This is a genomic window from Mycetocola sp. BIGb0189 (genome assembly GCF_024810155.1).
GTDB classification, from domain to species: Bacteria; Actinomycetota; Actinomycetes; order Actinomycetales; family Microbacteriaceae; genus Mycetocola; species Mycetocola lacteus.
In genome coordinates this window covers 382,995-397,688 of record NZ_JANUED010000003.1, presented here as the reverse complement: position 1 = coordinate 397,688, position 14,694 = coordinate 382,995, and the positions used below count along the sequence as shown (strand labels likewise).

The following is a 14,694-nucleotide window of genomic DNA, read 5'->3' as shown; positions in this document are numbered from 1 at the left end:
ATGACCGACTACTCCACCATCGACTTTTCCCCGCTTGTCGAAGCCTCCGCCGATGAGGTGGTTACCCACAGCTTTGTGCAGGATGTTCGACTGGCCTCGGGCAAGACCCTGGCCCTGATCACCCTGGACAACGGCCGGGACCACACCCGCCCCAACACGTTCGGGCCGGCCACGCTGATCGAACTCGGTGAGCGCCTGGACGCGCTGCGTCTGCGCGCCTCCGCCGGCGAGATTGCCGGCGTCGCCATCACCGGTAAGCCGTTCATCCTGGCCGCGGGTGCCGACCTTTCCAAGGTGGGGGATCTCGACAGCATCGAGGTCGCACGCCTGCTCCCCCGACTCGGCCACCACGTGTTTGGCAAGCTGCACACCCTCGGTGTGCCCACCTTCACCTTCATCAATGGCCTCGCCCTGGGCGGCGGCCTGGAGATCGCCCTGAACAGCGACTACCGCACGGTGGATGCCTCGGCCGCGGGGATCGGCCTGCCCGAGGTCTTCCTGGGCCTCATCCCCGGCTGGGGTGGGTCCTGGCTGCTGCCCAACCTGATCGGCATCGAAAACGCGCTCAAGGTCATCATCGAGAACCCGCTCAAGATGAACCGGATGCTGCGTCCGGCGCAGGTCCTGGAGCTCGGGATCGCCGATGCGAGTTTCGGGTCGGCGACGTTCCTGGAGTCCTCGCTCGCCTGGGCCTCCGGGGTCATCGAGGGCACCACCAAGGTGTCGCGTCCGAACGTGCCGGGCAAGCTTGAGCGCCTGGCCAAGTGGGACATCGCCCTGGGCATCGCCCGCAAGACGCTGGAGTCGAAGATCGGCACCGAGCCGGTCGCCCCGTATCTGGCACTGGACCTGATCAAGGCGGCCAAGTCCGTCTCGCGTGAGGAGGGCTTCGCCCTCGAGGACGAGGCGCTCACCACGCTGATCGCCGGCGACCAGTTCCGCGCCTCGATCTATGCTTTCAACCTGGTGCAAAAGCGCGCCAAGCGGCCCGCGGGTGCCCCCGATAAGGCCCTCGCCAAGAAGATCACCAAGGTGGGTGTGATCGGGGCGGGCCTGATGGCCAGCCAGTTCGCGCTGCTGTTTGTGCGTCGCCTGCAGGTGCCGGTGGTCATCACCGACCTCGACCAGGCGCGGGTGGACAAGGGTGTGTCGCACATTCGCGATGAGATCCGGGCGCTGGCCGAGAAGGGCCGCATCTCCGGCGACGAGGCCAACCGTCTCGCCGCGCTGATCCACGGGACCACCGATCGGGCCGAGTTTGCCGACTGCGACTGGGTCATCGAGGCGGTGTTCGAGGAGCTGGAGATCAAGCAGAACGTGTTCGCAGACTTCGAGAAGATTGTGCGCGAGGACACCATCCTGGCCACCAACACCTCCTCGCTTTCGGTCGAGAAGATCGGGGCTAAGCTTGCTCATCCCGAGCGCCTGGTCGGCTTCCACTTCTTCAACCCGGTCGCGGTGATGCCGCTGATCGAGGTGGTCAAGGCACCCGCCACCAACGATGAGACCCTCTCCACCGCGATGGTGGTGGCCAAGAACCTGCGCAAGAACGCGGTGATCACCCGCGATACCCCGGGTTTCGTGGTCAACCGCGTGCTGGCGGTCCTGCTGGGCGAGGCCATGCGCGCGGTGGATGCCGGCACCGGTTTCGCTGCCGTGGACTCGGCCCTGGCTCCGCTGGGCCTGCCGATGGCTCCCTCGGCGCTGCTGGACCTGGTGGGTCTCAAGGTGGGGGCACACGTGCTGGACACCCATCACAACGCCTTCCCCGAGCGCTTCTACCGCTCGGAGAACCTGCACAAGCTGGCCGACTACGGCACGCTGCTGGAGCGGGACGCCAAGGGCAAGGTCAAGGGGTTCGATAAGGGGGCGCTGAAGCTCGTCTCGGGCGGCAAGAGCCCGGTGTCCGAGGCAGAGATCCTGCGCCGGGTGCAGGATGGCCTGGCCACCGAGATCCACCTGATGCTTGAGGACGACGTGGTGCACGCCGCCGAGGACATCGACCTGTGCCTGATCCTGGGGGCCGGTTGGCCCTTCATCGACGGCGGGATCACCCCGTATCTGGACCGCGTCGGGGCGAGCGAGCGCAAATTTGGTGCGAGCTTCCACGACCCGCAGATTCGCGGGCTGTAACCCGCGAACCAGAAGCCCGCGAGCCGCCCCGGACCGTTTGGTCCGGGGCGGCTTTGTGTCGCACCTAGCTGGGATTCATCCGAGCGTCCAGGGGAATTCGTCATCTTTGGTTGCGTGCTGTCATCCGCGTTCACCCTACGTTTTTGTCGGCCAATCGGGCCTAGCGTTACCCCATGACCGCACGCACCGATTCCATTCCCGCCACCCCGACCCCGTTTACCGTGGGGATCGTGCTGGATCCCGGCGGGCCGCTGCCTCCCGACACCGCTCCCACCCTGCGCTTTGACCGCGCGTATTGGGCCGGGCTTGTGCACGCCGCCGAGGGTGGCGGATATGACCAGGTGCTCTTCGCCGGATCCTCCGCGGGCGCGGCGCCCGGACTAGACCCGGTACTTCTGGCCTCCGCCTTGGCACCGGCAGCGGAGAGAATCGCGCTGGTCCCCGAGGTCATCACCGGCGCGCTCGAACCGTTCCATCTGGCCGCCGCGGTCCAGACGCTTGATCACCTGTCTCGTGGACGTGCGGGCTGGCTGGTGCGCCCGGGGCCCGCCGGGGCCGGGGGCGTGCGAGAGGACATCGAGGATGCCTCCGAAACCATCGCGGCGAGCCGCCTCCTGTTTGACAGCTGGGAGGAGGACGCCGAGATTCGCGATGTGGCCACCGGGCGCTATATCGATCGGGATCGGGTACACCGGGTGGATTATCGAGGTTCCCGGTTCACGATTCTGGGGCCGTCCTATGTCCCTCGATCGCCACAGGGATCGCCACCCCTGTTCCTTCGAGTCCCCGCGCTTTCGGATGCGGAGGCGGCGGGCCGACTGGCGCGTGCAGAGCGTGATTTTGCCCTCGAGTATGCGGACACCATCATCCTCGATGCCACCTCGGGCACACACCCGGAACACACCCTCCGGGCGTTGCGCGAGGCCGGGGCCACGCGGATTGTGATCGAGGTTGTGCCGCCGTCCGGGCCGGAGGCCGTCTCGGCACTTGCCGAGCGCGCCCTACACTGGCACCGCGATGGGGTCACCGGAATTCTCCTACGGCCCACGATCCTCCCCGGCGGACCCGAGAATCTGGACACCCGACTCCTGGCCGAGCTGTGGGGCCTCGGGCTTCCGCCCACCCACGGCCGTTCAACGCCGAGCCTGCGAGCCCTGCTCGGATTGCAGCCTGCGCGCAATGCGTTTGCGGAGGCTCGTCTTGCGAAGGTGGGTGCCCCCGGTGAATAACGCGCGCACCGCACGGCAGGTACACCTGGTGGGTTATTTCCCCGGCGTGAATCACTCGACGGTCTGGTCGGACCCCGGCTCGGGTAGTCAGGTGGAATTTGACTCGTTTGCACACCTCGCGCGCACCGCCGAGCGCGGCCTCTTCGACTACGTGTTTCTGGCCGAGGGGCTTCGGCTGCGCGAGCACAAGGGCGAGATCCATGACCTCGACGTGGTGGGCAGGCCCGCCGCACTCCCGCTGTTGTCGGCCCTGTCCACCGTGACCGAGCGCATCGGCCTGGTCGCGACCGTCAACTCCACCTTCAATGACCCCGCCGACCTGGCGCGGCAGTTTGCCACGCTGGACCATCTCTCGGCCGGTCGAGCCGGGTGGAACGTCGTCACCAGCTCCGAGGCGTTCTTCGGAGCCAACTTCCGCCGGGGTGGGTATCTTGACCGCGACGACCGTTACGACCGCGCTGCCGAGGTTCTCCGGGCGGCCGCGGCACTGTGGCGGGCACGTCCCGGTGCCGAATTCGGATTCCGCGGGGCGCATATCCGCCTTGACCGAGTCCCGGGTGTGACCCCCGGCCCGCAGGGCGCGCCGGTGATCGTGCAGGCCGGAGACTCCGCCGACGGGCGCGAGTTTGCCGCCGAATACGCCGAGGTTGTGTTCTCTCCGCATGCCGATCCCGAACCCGCCGCGCGCCTGGCCGCGGACCTCACCGAGCGTCTGGCGCGGTTTGGTCGCACCCGGGAGGATCTGCGCATCCTTCCCTCGGCAACCTTCGCTCTGGGTGACACCGAAGCCGAGGCTCAGGAAAATGCGCGGGAGATTGCTCGCGCCCAGGTCACCCCACAGACGGCCATTGCCACGGTAGAGCGTATCTGGGGGCGCGATCTCTCGAATCTCGATCCGGACGGACCCCTCCCGCACGAGGAGCCCGGTGAGGATGAACTGCGGCGCGGGCAGGCGCCGCATCTCGGGGAGCGTCGGAAGATCGCCGCCGACTGGCAGGAACACGCTCAGGCGGAGGGGCTGAGCCTGCGTGAGGTGGTGACGCGGAAGATCAGTTCCTTCACCCTGGTGGGCACCCCGGCTGGCGTGGCGGAGCGGATCGCCGCCGACGTGGCCTCGGGCCGTGTGGACGGATATGTGCTGGTCCCGCACCTACAACCACACGGACTCGACACCTTTGTGGATCGGGTCATCCCCGAGCTGCAGGAGCGCGGCGTGTACCGCACCGAGTATCCGGAGGGCACCACCCTGCGCGACGTGTTAGACCTTCCCCGGTCCCCGCTGCTCACCCGGGACATTCGGGCGAACTAGCTGTGTACCGGCGATCGAAAGGAACCCCATGACCACACATGTCACCGCGGCCTCCGTCTCCACCGATAACCATCATGATCCCACGCCACCATCCGGGGAGGCCACTCCCCTCCGGGTGGTGCCGCTGCGGCATCCCTGGCGCTGGGTCTTCGGATTCCTGGTTGTCTTCGCTGTTGCGCAGCTGGTCTGGACGCTGTTCTCGAATCCGCGCTGGCGGTGGGATACCGTGGCCGACTATCTGTTCGCGCCCTCCATCATCAACGGCCTGTGGCTCACGCTCTGGCTGACCGCGGTTTCCGCGGTGCTGGGGTTTGTGCTGGGTGCGCTCCTCGCCCTCGCCAGGCTCTCGGCTTCCCCGCTGCTGCGGTCATTCGCCTGGGGTTTCATCTGGTTCTTTCGGTCCATACCGCTCGTTGTGCAACTCGTCATCTGGTACAACCTCGGGTACCTGTTCTCCACGATTGGGCTCGGGTGGCCCTTCACCTACGATTTCTGGATCGTCGAGTTTAATACCAATCAGCTCATCTCCGCCGGCGCGGCCGCCGTTCTCGGGCTCTCCCTGCATCAGGCCGCCTACTCGGCCGAGATCATTCGGGCCGGAATCCTCTCGGTGGATCGCGGGCAGTTCGAGGCGTCGGCCGCGCTTGGTCTCCCCCGGCACACCCGGTTCTTCCGCATCGTGTTGCCCCAGGCGGCCCCGGCGATCATCCCCAACGCGTTCAACGAGGTGATCGGGCTTCTCAAGGGGACCTCGGTTGTTTTTGTGCTGGCGATTCCCGAGCTGTTCTACACGGTCCAGGTCATCTATAACCGCAATCAGCTGGTGATCCCGCTGCTTTTGGTGGCGGTGATCTGGTACACGGTGTTCACCACGGCGCTGAGCCTGCTTCAGAATCTGATCGAGCGCCGCTTTGCCCGCGGTGCCCAGCGGGCCCTTCCGCCCACTCCCGGTGCCCGACTGTGGGCGGTGATTCGGCGACGCCCGAGTCGAGACGTCGACACCGCCACACACACGGGCAGCCCCTCGGGAGCCCGGGCATGAGCGCCGTGGTGCCGGCGGCGACCGATCGTCTGGGCCGGATTCGGATCGACGGCGTGAGTAAGTCATTTGGTACCCGCAGGGTTCTCGACGGGGTGTCCCTGACGGTCGAGCCCGGATCCGTGATCGCACTGGTGGGGCCCTCGGGCTCGGGCAAATCCACGCTGTTACGCGCGATCAACCACTTGGAAACCATCGATGCGGGCTCGATCACCATCGACGGAAACTATATTGGCTACACCCGTCACGGCGATCGGTTGTATGAGCTCCGTGAGAGCGAGGTGCTGCGGCGGCGCACCGCGGTGGGCATGGTGTTCCAGAACTTCCACCTGTTTCCGCACCTGACGGTGCTGGAGAATATCGTCATTGCGCCGCTGTCGCTGCGCCGCGCGGACCGACCGGCCGCCGAGGCGCGGGCGCGTGAACTGCTCGCCCGGGTGGGCCTGGCCGAGTACGCCGAGGCGTATCCGCGACGACTCTCCGGCGGCCAGCAGCAACGGGTTGCGATCGCCCGGGCCCTCGCACTCGAGCCTGCCGTCCTGCTCTTTGACGAGCCAACCAGCGCCCTGGACCCCGAGCTGGTCGGCGAGGTGCTCGCGGTTATCCGTGAACTCGCACACGGCGGTACCACCCTGATCATCGTTACCCATGAGATCGGGTTCGCCCGCGAGGTATCCGATCACGTGGTGTTCCTCGACCACGGGAGAATTCGCGAGCAGGGTCCGCCGGATGTTGTCCTGGTAAATCCGTCACATGCCCGTACCCGCGCATTCCTGCGCCACCCCACCGCCACCGAAACCCCCGAATCGGACCGTGAATCACCCGCCTCCCCCATCAACGCACCACAAGTATGAGGGAGAAGCATCATGAATATCCGCATCACACGGCGTCGCCGAGGCCTGATCCTCGGTGCCGCACTCACCGCACTGGGGCTCCTGCTCGCCGGATGCGCCGCCGAACCTCGGGCATCGGCACCCAGTACGGGCCCGTTTGATCTGACCACAAAAAACGTGCGGGACCGGCCCCGCATCGATCCGGTTCCCGAGGCGGTGGCCGCGCTCCAGGCCTCGGGATTCACCCCCGCAAAGTCCGGGACGCTGACCGTGGCCCATGCACCGTTCACACCCCCGATTCTGTTTCTCGCCGAGGACGACAACAAGACGATCCTGGGCAGCGACGCCGATTTTGCCCAGCTGATCGCCGATGGGCTCGGGCTCACCTACGCACCCAAATCGGTGTCCTGGGCCGACTGGCCACTCGGGGTGCAGTCGGGAAAATACGACATCGGAGCCTCAAACATCACCGTGACCGAGGAGCGAAAGGACCTCTTCGACTTCGCGACCTACCGGGATGACGTCGTCTCCTTTGCGGTCGCCAAGGACAGCGCCATCACCCGCATCAGTGAGGCCAAGGACGTCTCAGGAAAGAAGGTTGTGGTGGGCAGCGGAACCAATCAGGAAAAGGTGCTGCTGGGGTGGTTTGCCGCCAATGAGGCGGCCGGACTCCCGCCGGGCGAGGCCGTGTACTTTGACGATGTGGCGGCCGCCACCCTGGCCCTCACCTCGGGCCGGGTGGATGCCACCCTGGGCCCCAACGCAACCAATGCCTACCGTGCGGCAACCACCGGGGAAACCAAGCTGGTGGGAGCGATCAACGGCGGCTATCCCGCCAACGCCGAGATCGGTGCGGTCACCGCGCGCGGCAACGGCCTGGCGGAACCGATTCGGATCGTCCTCGACGCCCTAATTGCCGACGGCACCTACGCCCGGGTTCTCGCGCGCTGGTCGGTTGAGTCGGAGGGGTTGGAGCGCTCCCAGGTCAACCCGCCCGGCCTTCCGCGCGAATAGCACCAAGCGTGCATGTGGGCCCGGCACTGCGTTGAGTGCCGGGCCCACATGCCGGGGGAAACCGCTATTTCCCGGTGACGGCGTCGAAGCCGGGGCTCGTGGCCGGGTGCGGGTCCTCGCCATCCGGACGGGCGACGGGGATGCGGCTGCCGAGTACCTGGGCGACCACGTCGCGGGCGATCTGCTGGCCGGTCAGCCCGGCATCGGTGAGGATCTGCTCACGCGAGGCGTGATCGATAAACAGGTCGGGCAGACCCAGCTCGTCCACCGCGGTGTCCACTCCGGCCTCACGCAGACGCTGACGGATGCGGGTACCGATGCCGCCCACGCGCACGCCGTCCTCGAGCGTGATCACCAGGCGGTGGCGACGCGCCAACTCCACCACGTCTTCGTTCACCGGGACGACCCAGCGGGGGTCCACGACGGTCGCGCCGATGCCCTGCGCCCGCAGACGCTCGGCCACATCCAGCGCGATGGTAGCCATCGGGCCCACCGCGACGATCAGCACGTCCTCACGGTCGCCCTCGGCCAGGACATCCACCCCGCCGTCGGTGCGACGCAGCGCGGCGATCTCCTCGGGTGCCGATCCCTTGGGGAACCGGATTACGGTCGGGGCGTCATCCACGGCCACGGCCTCGGACAGTTCCTCCCGCACCCGGATCGCGTCACGCGGGGCGGCGATGCGGATACCCGGGACAACCTGCAGGATCGAGAGATCCCACATGCCGTGGTGAGAGGGGCCGTCGGGGCCGGTCACTCCGGCGCGGTCGAGCACAAACGTGACGCCGGCCTTGTGCAGGGCCACATCCATCAGGATCTGGTCGAACGCACGGTTTACAAAGGTCGCATACATCGCCACCACCGGGTGCAGACCCGCATAGGCGAGGCCGGCCGCGGAGGTCACCGCGTGCTGCTCGGCGATGCCCACATCGTGGACCCGGGTGGGGAAGCGCTCGGCGAAGGCGTGCAGACCGGTGGGACGCAGCATCGCGGCGGTGATTGCCACGACCTTCTTATTCCGGGTTCCCTCGGTCAGCAGGGCGTCGCTAAAGACGCCCGTCCAGCTCTGCTGTGAACTGGTGCTCAGCGCACGGCCGGTCACGGGATCGATCTTGCCCACCGCGTGGAACTGATCGTCCTGATCGTCGCGGGCGGGCTGGTATCCGCGGCCCTTCTCGGTGATTGCGTGCACGATGACCGGGGCACCGTAGTTCTTGGCCTGGGTCAGCGCCTCCTCCATCGCGTGGAGGTCGTGTCCGTCGATCGGGCCGATGTACTTAATGTCGAGGTTCGAGTAGAGGGCCTCGTTGTTGCTGGCGCGGGACAGGAACCCGTGGGTGCCACCGCGGACGCCGCGGTAGAGGGCGCGGCCGGGAGCACCAAGCTTGGCAAAGAACTGCTCACTGCTGCGTCGCAGCGAACGGTAGGACTTCCGGGTGCGGACATCGTTAAGGTAGCGTGCCATGCCGCCGATGGTCGGCGCGTAGGAACGGCCGTTATCGTTGACCACGATGACCATGCGACGAGCATTGTCGTCGGTCATGTTGTTGAGCGCTTCCCAGGTCATGCCGCCGGTCAGCGAGCCGTCGCCCACCACCGCGACAACCGCGCGATCGGACTGTCCGGTCATCGCAAATCCCCGGGAGATTCCGTCGGCCCAGCTCAGGGAGCTGGAGGCGTGTGAGGACTCCACGATGTCGTGGTCGGATTCGCTGCGCTGCGGGTATCCGGCCAATCCCCCACGCTCACGCAGGTGGCTAAAGTCCTGGCGGCCGGTCAGCAGCTTGTGCACGTAGGACTGGTGTCCGGTATCAAACACGATGGGATCGTTCGGAGAGTCAAAGACCCGGTGAATCGCCAGGGTCAGCTCCACCACCCCGAGGTTCGGTCCCAGGTGTCCCCCGGTGAGCGCAACCTTATTGATCAGGAACTCGCGGATTTCCAGGGCCAGCACCTTGAGCTGCGACTCGGTCAAACCATCCAGATCACGGGGGGATGAAATCTTCTCAAGAATCGACATGGGTACTCCTTCGCTGTCTGCCTGCGCGGGGGCGCGGACTCGTGGATCGGACAGCGTCCGAGGCACAGGGATAGTTTAGGTGATCCGAGCACATATTGGGTGTGAGCCGCGCGCCGGACAAACCAAAGCCGGCCCCGGAAGTTTCCTTCCGGGGCCGGACTTTCGTGGTTACGGACTAGCCAACGAGGCTGCGCAGCACGTACTGCAGGATTCCACCGTTGCGGTAGTAGTCGGCCTCACCGGGGGTGTCGATACGAACCACGGCGTCGAACTCGACCACGGCCTTGCCCGGAGCGGAGAACTCGCTCGGGACGGCGGTCACGCGGACGGTCTTCGGGGTTGTGCCGTTGTTGAGCTCCTCGATACCGGCGATCGAGACGATTTCGGTACCGTCGAGGCCCAGCGACTCGGCACTCTCGCCGGCCGGGAACTGCAGCGGAACAACACCCATACCGATCAGGTTCGAACGGTGGATCCGCTCGAAGCTCTCGGTGATGACGGCCCTCACGCCGAGCAGCGAGGTGCCCTTGGCGGCCCAGTCGCGGCTGGATCCCGAACCGTACTCCTTGCCACCGAAGATCACCAGCGGGGTGCCGGCGGCCTGGTAGTTCTGCGAGGCGTCGTAGATGAAGGACTGCGGGCCACCCTCCTGGGTGAAGTCGCGGGTGTAGCCACCCTCGACGTCGTTCAGCAGCTGGTTGCGCAGACGGATGTTCGCGAAGGTACCGCGAATCATGACCTCGTGGTTTCCACGACGCGAACCGTAGGAGTTGAAGTTTCCACGCGAGACGCCGTGCTCGGTCAGGTAGCGACCGGCCGGGGTGTCGGCCTTGATGGCACCGGCGGGGCTGATGTGGTCGGTGGTGACCGAGTCGCCCAGCTTAGCCAGCACGCGAGCACCCACGATGTCGGACACCGGGGTGGTCTCCATGGTCATGCCCTCGAAGTACGGGGGGCGACGCACGTAGGTGGACTCATCGTCCCACTCGAAGGTCGCGCCATCCGGGGTGGGCAGCGAACGCCAGCGCTCGTCACCCTCGAATACGCTCGAGTACTGCTTGTCGAACATCGCGGTGTCGATCGACTCGTCGATGACCTTCTGGACCTCCTCGGCGGCGGGCCAGATGTCCTTGAGGAACACCGGGTTGCCGTTGAGGTCGTCGCCCAGGGAGTCGTTTTCGAAGTCGAAGCTCATCGAACCGGCCAGGGCGTAGGCGATGACCAGCGGCGGGGAGGCCAGGTAGTTCATCTTCACGTCGGGGTTGATGCGACCCTCGAAGTTACGGTTACCCGAGAGCACGGCGGTGACCGCGAGGTCGTTCTGGTTGACGCCGGCCGAGATCTCCTCGAGCAGCGGACCGGAGTTACCGATGCAGGTGGTGCAGCCGTAGCCGACCAGGTAGAAGCCGAGGTCCTCGAGGGACTCGGTCAGACCGGCCTTGTCGTAGTAGTCGGTGACAACCTTCGAGCCCGGTGCCAGGGTGGTCTTGACCCACGGCTTGGCCTTGAGGCCCAGCTTGCTGGCGTTGCGGGCCAGGAGCCCGGCGGCCATCATGACCGAGGGGTTCGAGGTGTTGGTGCACGAGGTGATCGCGGCAATCGCGACGGCGCCGTGGTCGATCGTGAAGGACTCACCGTCGGCGAGGGTCACGGTGGTCGGCTTGGACGCGGCGGCCGGGGCCGGGCTGGTCAGCGCGGTGGCGAGCAGTTCGTCGGTGCTGAGCTCGGCCGGCTGTGCGTACACGGGCAGGTCGTTCTCGAACTGCGACTTGGCGGCCGAGAGCTCGATGCGGTCCTGGGGACGCTTCGGACCGGCGATCGAGGGCACCACGGTGGCCAGGTCGAGCTCCATGTACTCGGAGTACACGGGCTCGTGGTCGGCGTTGTGCCACAGACCCTGGATCTTCGAGTAGGCCTCGACCAGCGCAACCTGCTCCTCGCTGCGGCCGGTGAGGCGCAGGTAGTCGAGGGTCACGTCATCGATCGGGAAGACCGCGGCGGTCGAGCCGAACTCGGGGCTCATGTTACCGATGGTCGCGCGGTTAGCCAGCGGAACCTGGGCCACCGAGGGGCCGTAGAACTCCACGAACTTACCCACGACACCCTGCTTGCGCAGCATCTCGGTGATGGTGAGCACCACGTCGGTGGCGGTCACGCCGGCGGGGATCGCGCCGTTGAGCTTGAATCCGACCACCTTGGGGATCAGCATCGACACGGGCTGGCCGAGCATCGCGGCCTCGGCCTCGATGCCACCCACACCCCAGCCGAGCACACCCAGGCCGTTGACCATGGTCGTGTGCGAGTCGGTACCCACACAGGAGTCCGGGTAGGCCTGGAGGGCGCCGCCGACCTCGCGGGTCATGGTGACGCGGGCCAGGTGCTCGATGTTGACCTGGTGCACGATTCCGGTGCCCGGGGGCACCACCTTGAAGTCGTTGAATGCGGTCTGGCCCCAGCGCAGGAACTGGTAGCGCTCACCGTTGCGCTCGTACTCGATCTCCACGTTGCGCTCGAAGGCGTCGGACTGACCGAAGAGGTCGGCAATGACGGAGTGGTCGATGACCATCTCTGCCGGTGCCAGCGGGTTGATCTTAGTGGGGTCGCCGCCGAGGGCGGAGACGGCCTCGCGCATGGTGGCGAGGTCCACGATGCAGGGAACACCGGTGAAGTCCTGCATGACCACGCGGGCCGGGCTGAACTGGATCTCGGTGTTGGGCTCCTCGGTGGGGTTCCACGAACCGAGGGCTTCGATCTGGGCCTTGGTGACGTTGGCACCATCTTCGGTGCGCAGCAGGTTCTCCAGGAGGACCTTCAGACCAAACGGGAGCTTCTCATGTCCCGGGACGGTGTCGAGGCGGAAAATCTGGTAGTCGGTTCCCCCGACGGTCAGATTCTGCTTCGCACCAAAGCTATTGACGGTAGACACTACGCGTTCTCCTCTGGCTAGACAGGCGCGCCCGCACCTGCGTTCAAGGACCCTCCTCCCCTGCCGCAACAGCGGGGAACTCGGTGCCTTGGTTCGCATGTTCGCTACGTCGCGACTAAGGCTGTCCTTATTTATCTTGATGTCGAGATAATTCTATCAGTATTCCGACGCGGTGTCGCTCACATCCGTGCGTGGCGTGTGGGTAAACGACCGCGACCCCCGCCCGTTTCCGGGTGGGGGTCGCAGAGGAGTTCACGAGTGTTCTAGGAACGTTTATCCGCCGTTTCGCCGCGGCGATACACCGAGCGGACGATCAGCCAGGTCAAAACCAGGACCGGGGCGTAGAGCGGCAGGCCCATCGCGATCCGGGTCAGACCCAGCGCCGCGACGTTTCCGGAGAAGTAGAAGGGCAGCTGGACCGCGAGGCGGGCCACAAACATGCCCACCCAGGCCAGGGTCAGCCAGGTGAACACGCGCCGCTTAAAGCGGTCGTGACGCCAGGCCACGCCGTCGCCCATCAGGTATCCGGCCAGCACACCGATCAGCGGCCAACGGACGGCGATCGAGATCAGCAGACCGAGGGCATACCCGGAGTTCACGTAGAACCCCAGTACAAAGTTGTCTTCGGCGCGGCCGGTGGTGAGCGCCAGGACGGCCGAGGCCACCACGCCCACCAGGCCACCGATCGCGGCGGTGACCGAGGACTTGCCGATCAGCCGCGCCAGGGTCGCCACCACGGCGATCCCCACCGCGAGCCCGGCGGCCCAGGGCAGGCTCTGGGTCAGCGTAAAAACGATGACAAAGAGCAGGCCCGGAACCACGGCCTCGATGATGCCACGGACGCCACCGATCGCACCCAACAGGGCGGTCCCGGTGTTACTGCCACCGGAGGCCAGTGCGCCCAGTGACGAGCGCGCCGCCACCTGGGCCAGCGTCTCACTGAGCTTGGGCGAGATTTCCTCGCCGTCCGTGGGTTCCGGCGGGGTGGTGGCGGGCTGGTGTGCCCCTGACTGTTGTGACTCCGGCGGGGTGGTCGAGTCGGGCGAGGTCATGCCCTACTCGGTTCCCGGGGCCACCGGCATCTTCAGCGCGAGCAGGTCGCGCGGAGGCATCGGGGTGTTGCCGCGGACAACCACGACGCTACGGAACAGGTCATCGATGGCTTCAATGGCCTCGGTGTTGCCCTCCTCGGCACCGGCACCGGCCACAACGCCGCGCAGGAACCAGCGGGGGCCATCCACACCGATGAAGCGGGCCGCGCGTGCGCCGCCCGGGTTCTCGGGGGTGGTCTCGCCCGGCAGGGTCGCAAACAGCTCCGGGCCGAGAATGGTCTCGACCTCGCGAACCTTGCCGCCCTGACCGTTGATCCCCACGGTGATCTGCTCACGGGTCTCGTGCCAGAGGCCCGAGCTGCGCGGCGCGGCAAATGCCTGCACCTGCAGGGTCGAACCGGCATAGTCGAGGCCCACGGCGATGATGCGCTGGGTGGATTCCTCCACCTCGAGGCGCAGGTTCAGACCCTCACGCGGGAGGATCTTGACGCCGCCCAGGTCGATGTAGGGACGAACCGGGTTCGCCTCGCTCTCGTCGTACGGGCCACCCTCCACGCGGTCGGCCGGGGCCGACTTCGCATCGATGGGCTCGGCGACGCTCTCGGCGGCGGTGTCCTCTGCATCCACAACGTCCACCGCGTCGGTGGCGGGGGCGGTGCTGTTCTTTTTCCTAATCATGCCTGTGCTCCTGTCTGAGGACGACCATACCCGGTCGAACCGAATCCTGTCTCACCGCGTTCGCTTTCAGGTAACACATCTACCGGAATGAAGCGTGCCTGGGTGACCGGCATGATGATGATCTGTGCAATCCGATCCCCCACCGCAATCTCATACGGGGTCGAGGAATCGGTGTTCAGCAGGATGACCTTGATCTCGCCGCGATAGCCGGCGTCGATGGTGCCCGGGGAGTTCACCACGGTGATCCCGTGCTTGGCGGCCAATCCGCTGCGCGGAACCACAAACGCGGCATGCCCATCGGGCAGCGCGATCGAGACACCGGTACCCACCAGGGCACGCTGGCCCGGGGCGAGGGTGACAGCCTCGGCGGCCATCAGGTCGGCACCCGCATCGCCCGGTTGCGCATAGCGCGGGGCTTCTCGGGCGATAATAGGGATATCAACACTTTCGGTCACAGATCG

General features: G+C 66.3%; 11 protein-coding genes. 6 read left to right on the top strand and 5 right to left on the bottom strand.

Going from position 1 to position 14,694, the window contains the following annotated elements:
* The 6 genes from M2390_RS06600 to M2390_RS06575 all read left to right on the top strand — a co-directional run bounded on the left by M2390_RS06600 (position 1) and on the right by M2390_RS06575 (position 7,557).
* Positions 1-2,133 carry a 3-hydroxyacyl-CoA dehydrogenase NAD-binding domain-containing protein gene (locus tag M2390_RS06600; protein ID WP_259177703.1) on the top strand — a complete coding sequence of 711 codons (2,133 nt, stop codon included), beginning with the start codon at positions 1-3 and terminating at the stop codon, positions 2,131-2,133.
* Positions 2,134-2,306: 173 nt separating this feature from the next.
* On the top strand, positions 2,307-3,362 hold the full coding sequence (locus M2390_RS06595) for an LLM class flavin-dependent oxidoreductase (RefSeq protein ID WP_259177702.1): 1,056 nt from the start codon (positions 2,307-2,309) through the stop codon (positions 3,360-3,362).
* Positions 3,355-4,671: an LLM class flavin-dependent oxidoreductase gene (locus tag M2390_RS06590; protein WP_259177701.1), complete on the top strand. Its 1,317-nt coding sequence runs from the start codon at positions 3,355-3,357 to the stop codon at positions 4,669-4,671. The genes M2390_RS06595 and M2390_RS06590 overlap by 8 nt, the downstream gene beginning before the upstream one ends.
* A 28-nt stretch (positions 4,672-4,699) precedes the next feature.
* A complete protein-coding gene (locus M2390_RS06585) occupies positions 4,700-5,713 on the top strand; it encodes an amino acid ABC transporter permease (RefSeq protein WP_259177700.1) in 1,014 nt (337 codons plus the stop codon).
* Positions 5,710-6,564 (top strand): amino acid ABC transporter ATP-binding protein, encoded by an 855-nt coding sequence (locus M2390_RS06580; protein ID WP_259177699.1) that lies wholly within the window; start codon positions 5,710-5,712, stop codon positions 6,562-6,564. The genes M2390_RS06585 and M2390_RS06580 overlap by 4 nt, the downstream gene beginning before the upstream one ends.
* A gap of 12 nt (positions 6,565-6,576) precedes the next feature.
* Positions 6,577-7,557, top strand: a complete 981-nt coding sequence (locus M2390_RS06575; protein ID WP_259177698.1) for an ABC transporter substrate-binding protein — start codon at positions 6,577-6,579, stop codon at positions 7,555-7,557.
* Between the two features lie 64 nt (positions 7,558-7,621).
* On the opposite strand, the gene dxs is transcribed toward M2390_RS06575, so the two are convergent.
* The 5 genes from dxs to dut form a co-directional block, all read right to left on the bottom strand.
* A complete protein-coding gene (gene dxs, locus M2390_RS06570) occupies positions 7,622-9,577 on the bottom strand; it encodes a 1-deoxy-D-xylulose-5-phosphate synthase (protein WP_259177697.1) in 1,956 nt (651 codons plus the stop codon).
* 175 nt (positions 9,578-9,752) lie between these two features.
* Positions 9,753-12,503, bottom strand: a complete 2,751-nt coding sequence (gene acnA / locus M2390_RS06565; RefSeq protein ID WP_259177696.1) for an aconitate hydratase AcnA — start codon at positions 12,501-12,503, stop codon at positions 9,753-9,755.
* A gap of 263 nt (positions 12,504-12,766) precedes the next feature.
* Complete coding sequence (locus M2390_RS06560) at positions 12,767-13,555, bottom strand: DUF3159 domain-containing protein (protein WP_259177695.1); 789 nt, start codon at positions 13,553-13,555, stop codon at positions 12,767-12,769.
* 3 nt (positions 13,556-13,558) lie between these two features.
* Positions 13,559-14,233, bottom strand: a complete 675-nt coding sequence (locus tag M2390_RS06555; protein WP_121688664.1) for a DUF3710 domain-containing protein — start codon at positions 14,231-14,233, stop codon at positions 13,559-13,561.
* On the bottom strand, positions 14,230-14,688 hold the full coding sequence (dut, locus tag M2390_RS06550) for a dUTP diphosphatase (protein ID WP_259177694.1): 459 nt from the start codon (positions 14,686-14,688) through the stop codon (positions 14,230-14,232). Before dut ends, M2390_RS06555 begins: the two co-directional genes overlap by 4 nt.
* Between the last annotated feature and the right edge of the window lie 6 nt (positions 14,689-14,694).

What these genes read in the sequence shown, in the direction of transcription:
- M2390_RS06600 (WP_259177703.1), top strand. Translation starts at nt 1, where the DNA reads ATGACCGACTACTCCACCATCGACTTTTCCCCGCTTGTCGAAGCCTCC.
- M2390_RS06595 (WP_259177702.1), top strand. Translation starts at nt 2,307, where the DNA reads ATGACCGCACGCACCGATTCCATTCCCGCCACCCCGACCCCGTTTACC.
- M2390_RS06585 (WP_259177700.1), top strand. Translation starts at nt 4,700, where the DNA reads ATGACCACACATGTCACCGCGGCCTCCGTCTCCACCGATAACCATCAT.
- M2390_RS06580 (WP_259177699.1), top strand. Translation starts at nt 5,710, where the DNA reads ATGAGCGCCGTGGTGCCGGCGGCGACCGATCGTCTGGGCCGGATTCGG.
- M2390_RS06575 (WP_259177698.1), top strand. Translation starts at nt 6,577, where the DNA reads ATGAATATCCGCATCACACGGCGTCGCCGAGGCCTGATCCTCGGTGCC.
- dxs (WP_259177697.1), bottom strand. Translation starts at nt 9,577, where the DNA reads ATGTCGATTCTTGAGAAGATTTCATCCCCCCGTGATCTGGATGGTTTG.
- M2390_RS06560 (WP_259177695.1), bottom strand. Translation starts at nt 13,555, where the DNA reads ATGACCTCGCCCGACTCGACCACCCCGCCGGAGTCACAACAGTCAGGG.
- M2390_RS06555 (WP_121688664.1), bottom strand. Translation starts at nt 14,233, where the DNA reads ATGATTAGGAAAAAGAACAGCACCGCCCCCGCCACCGACGCGGTGGAC.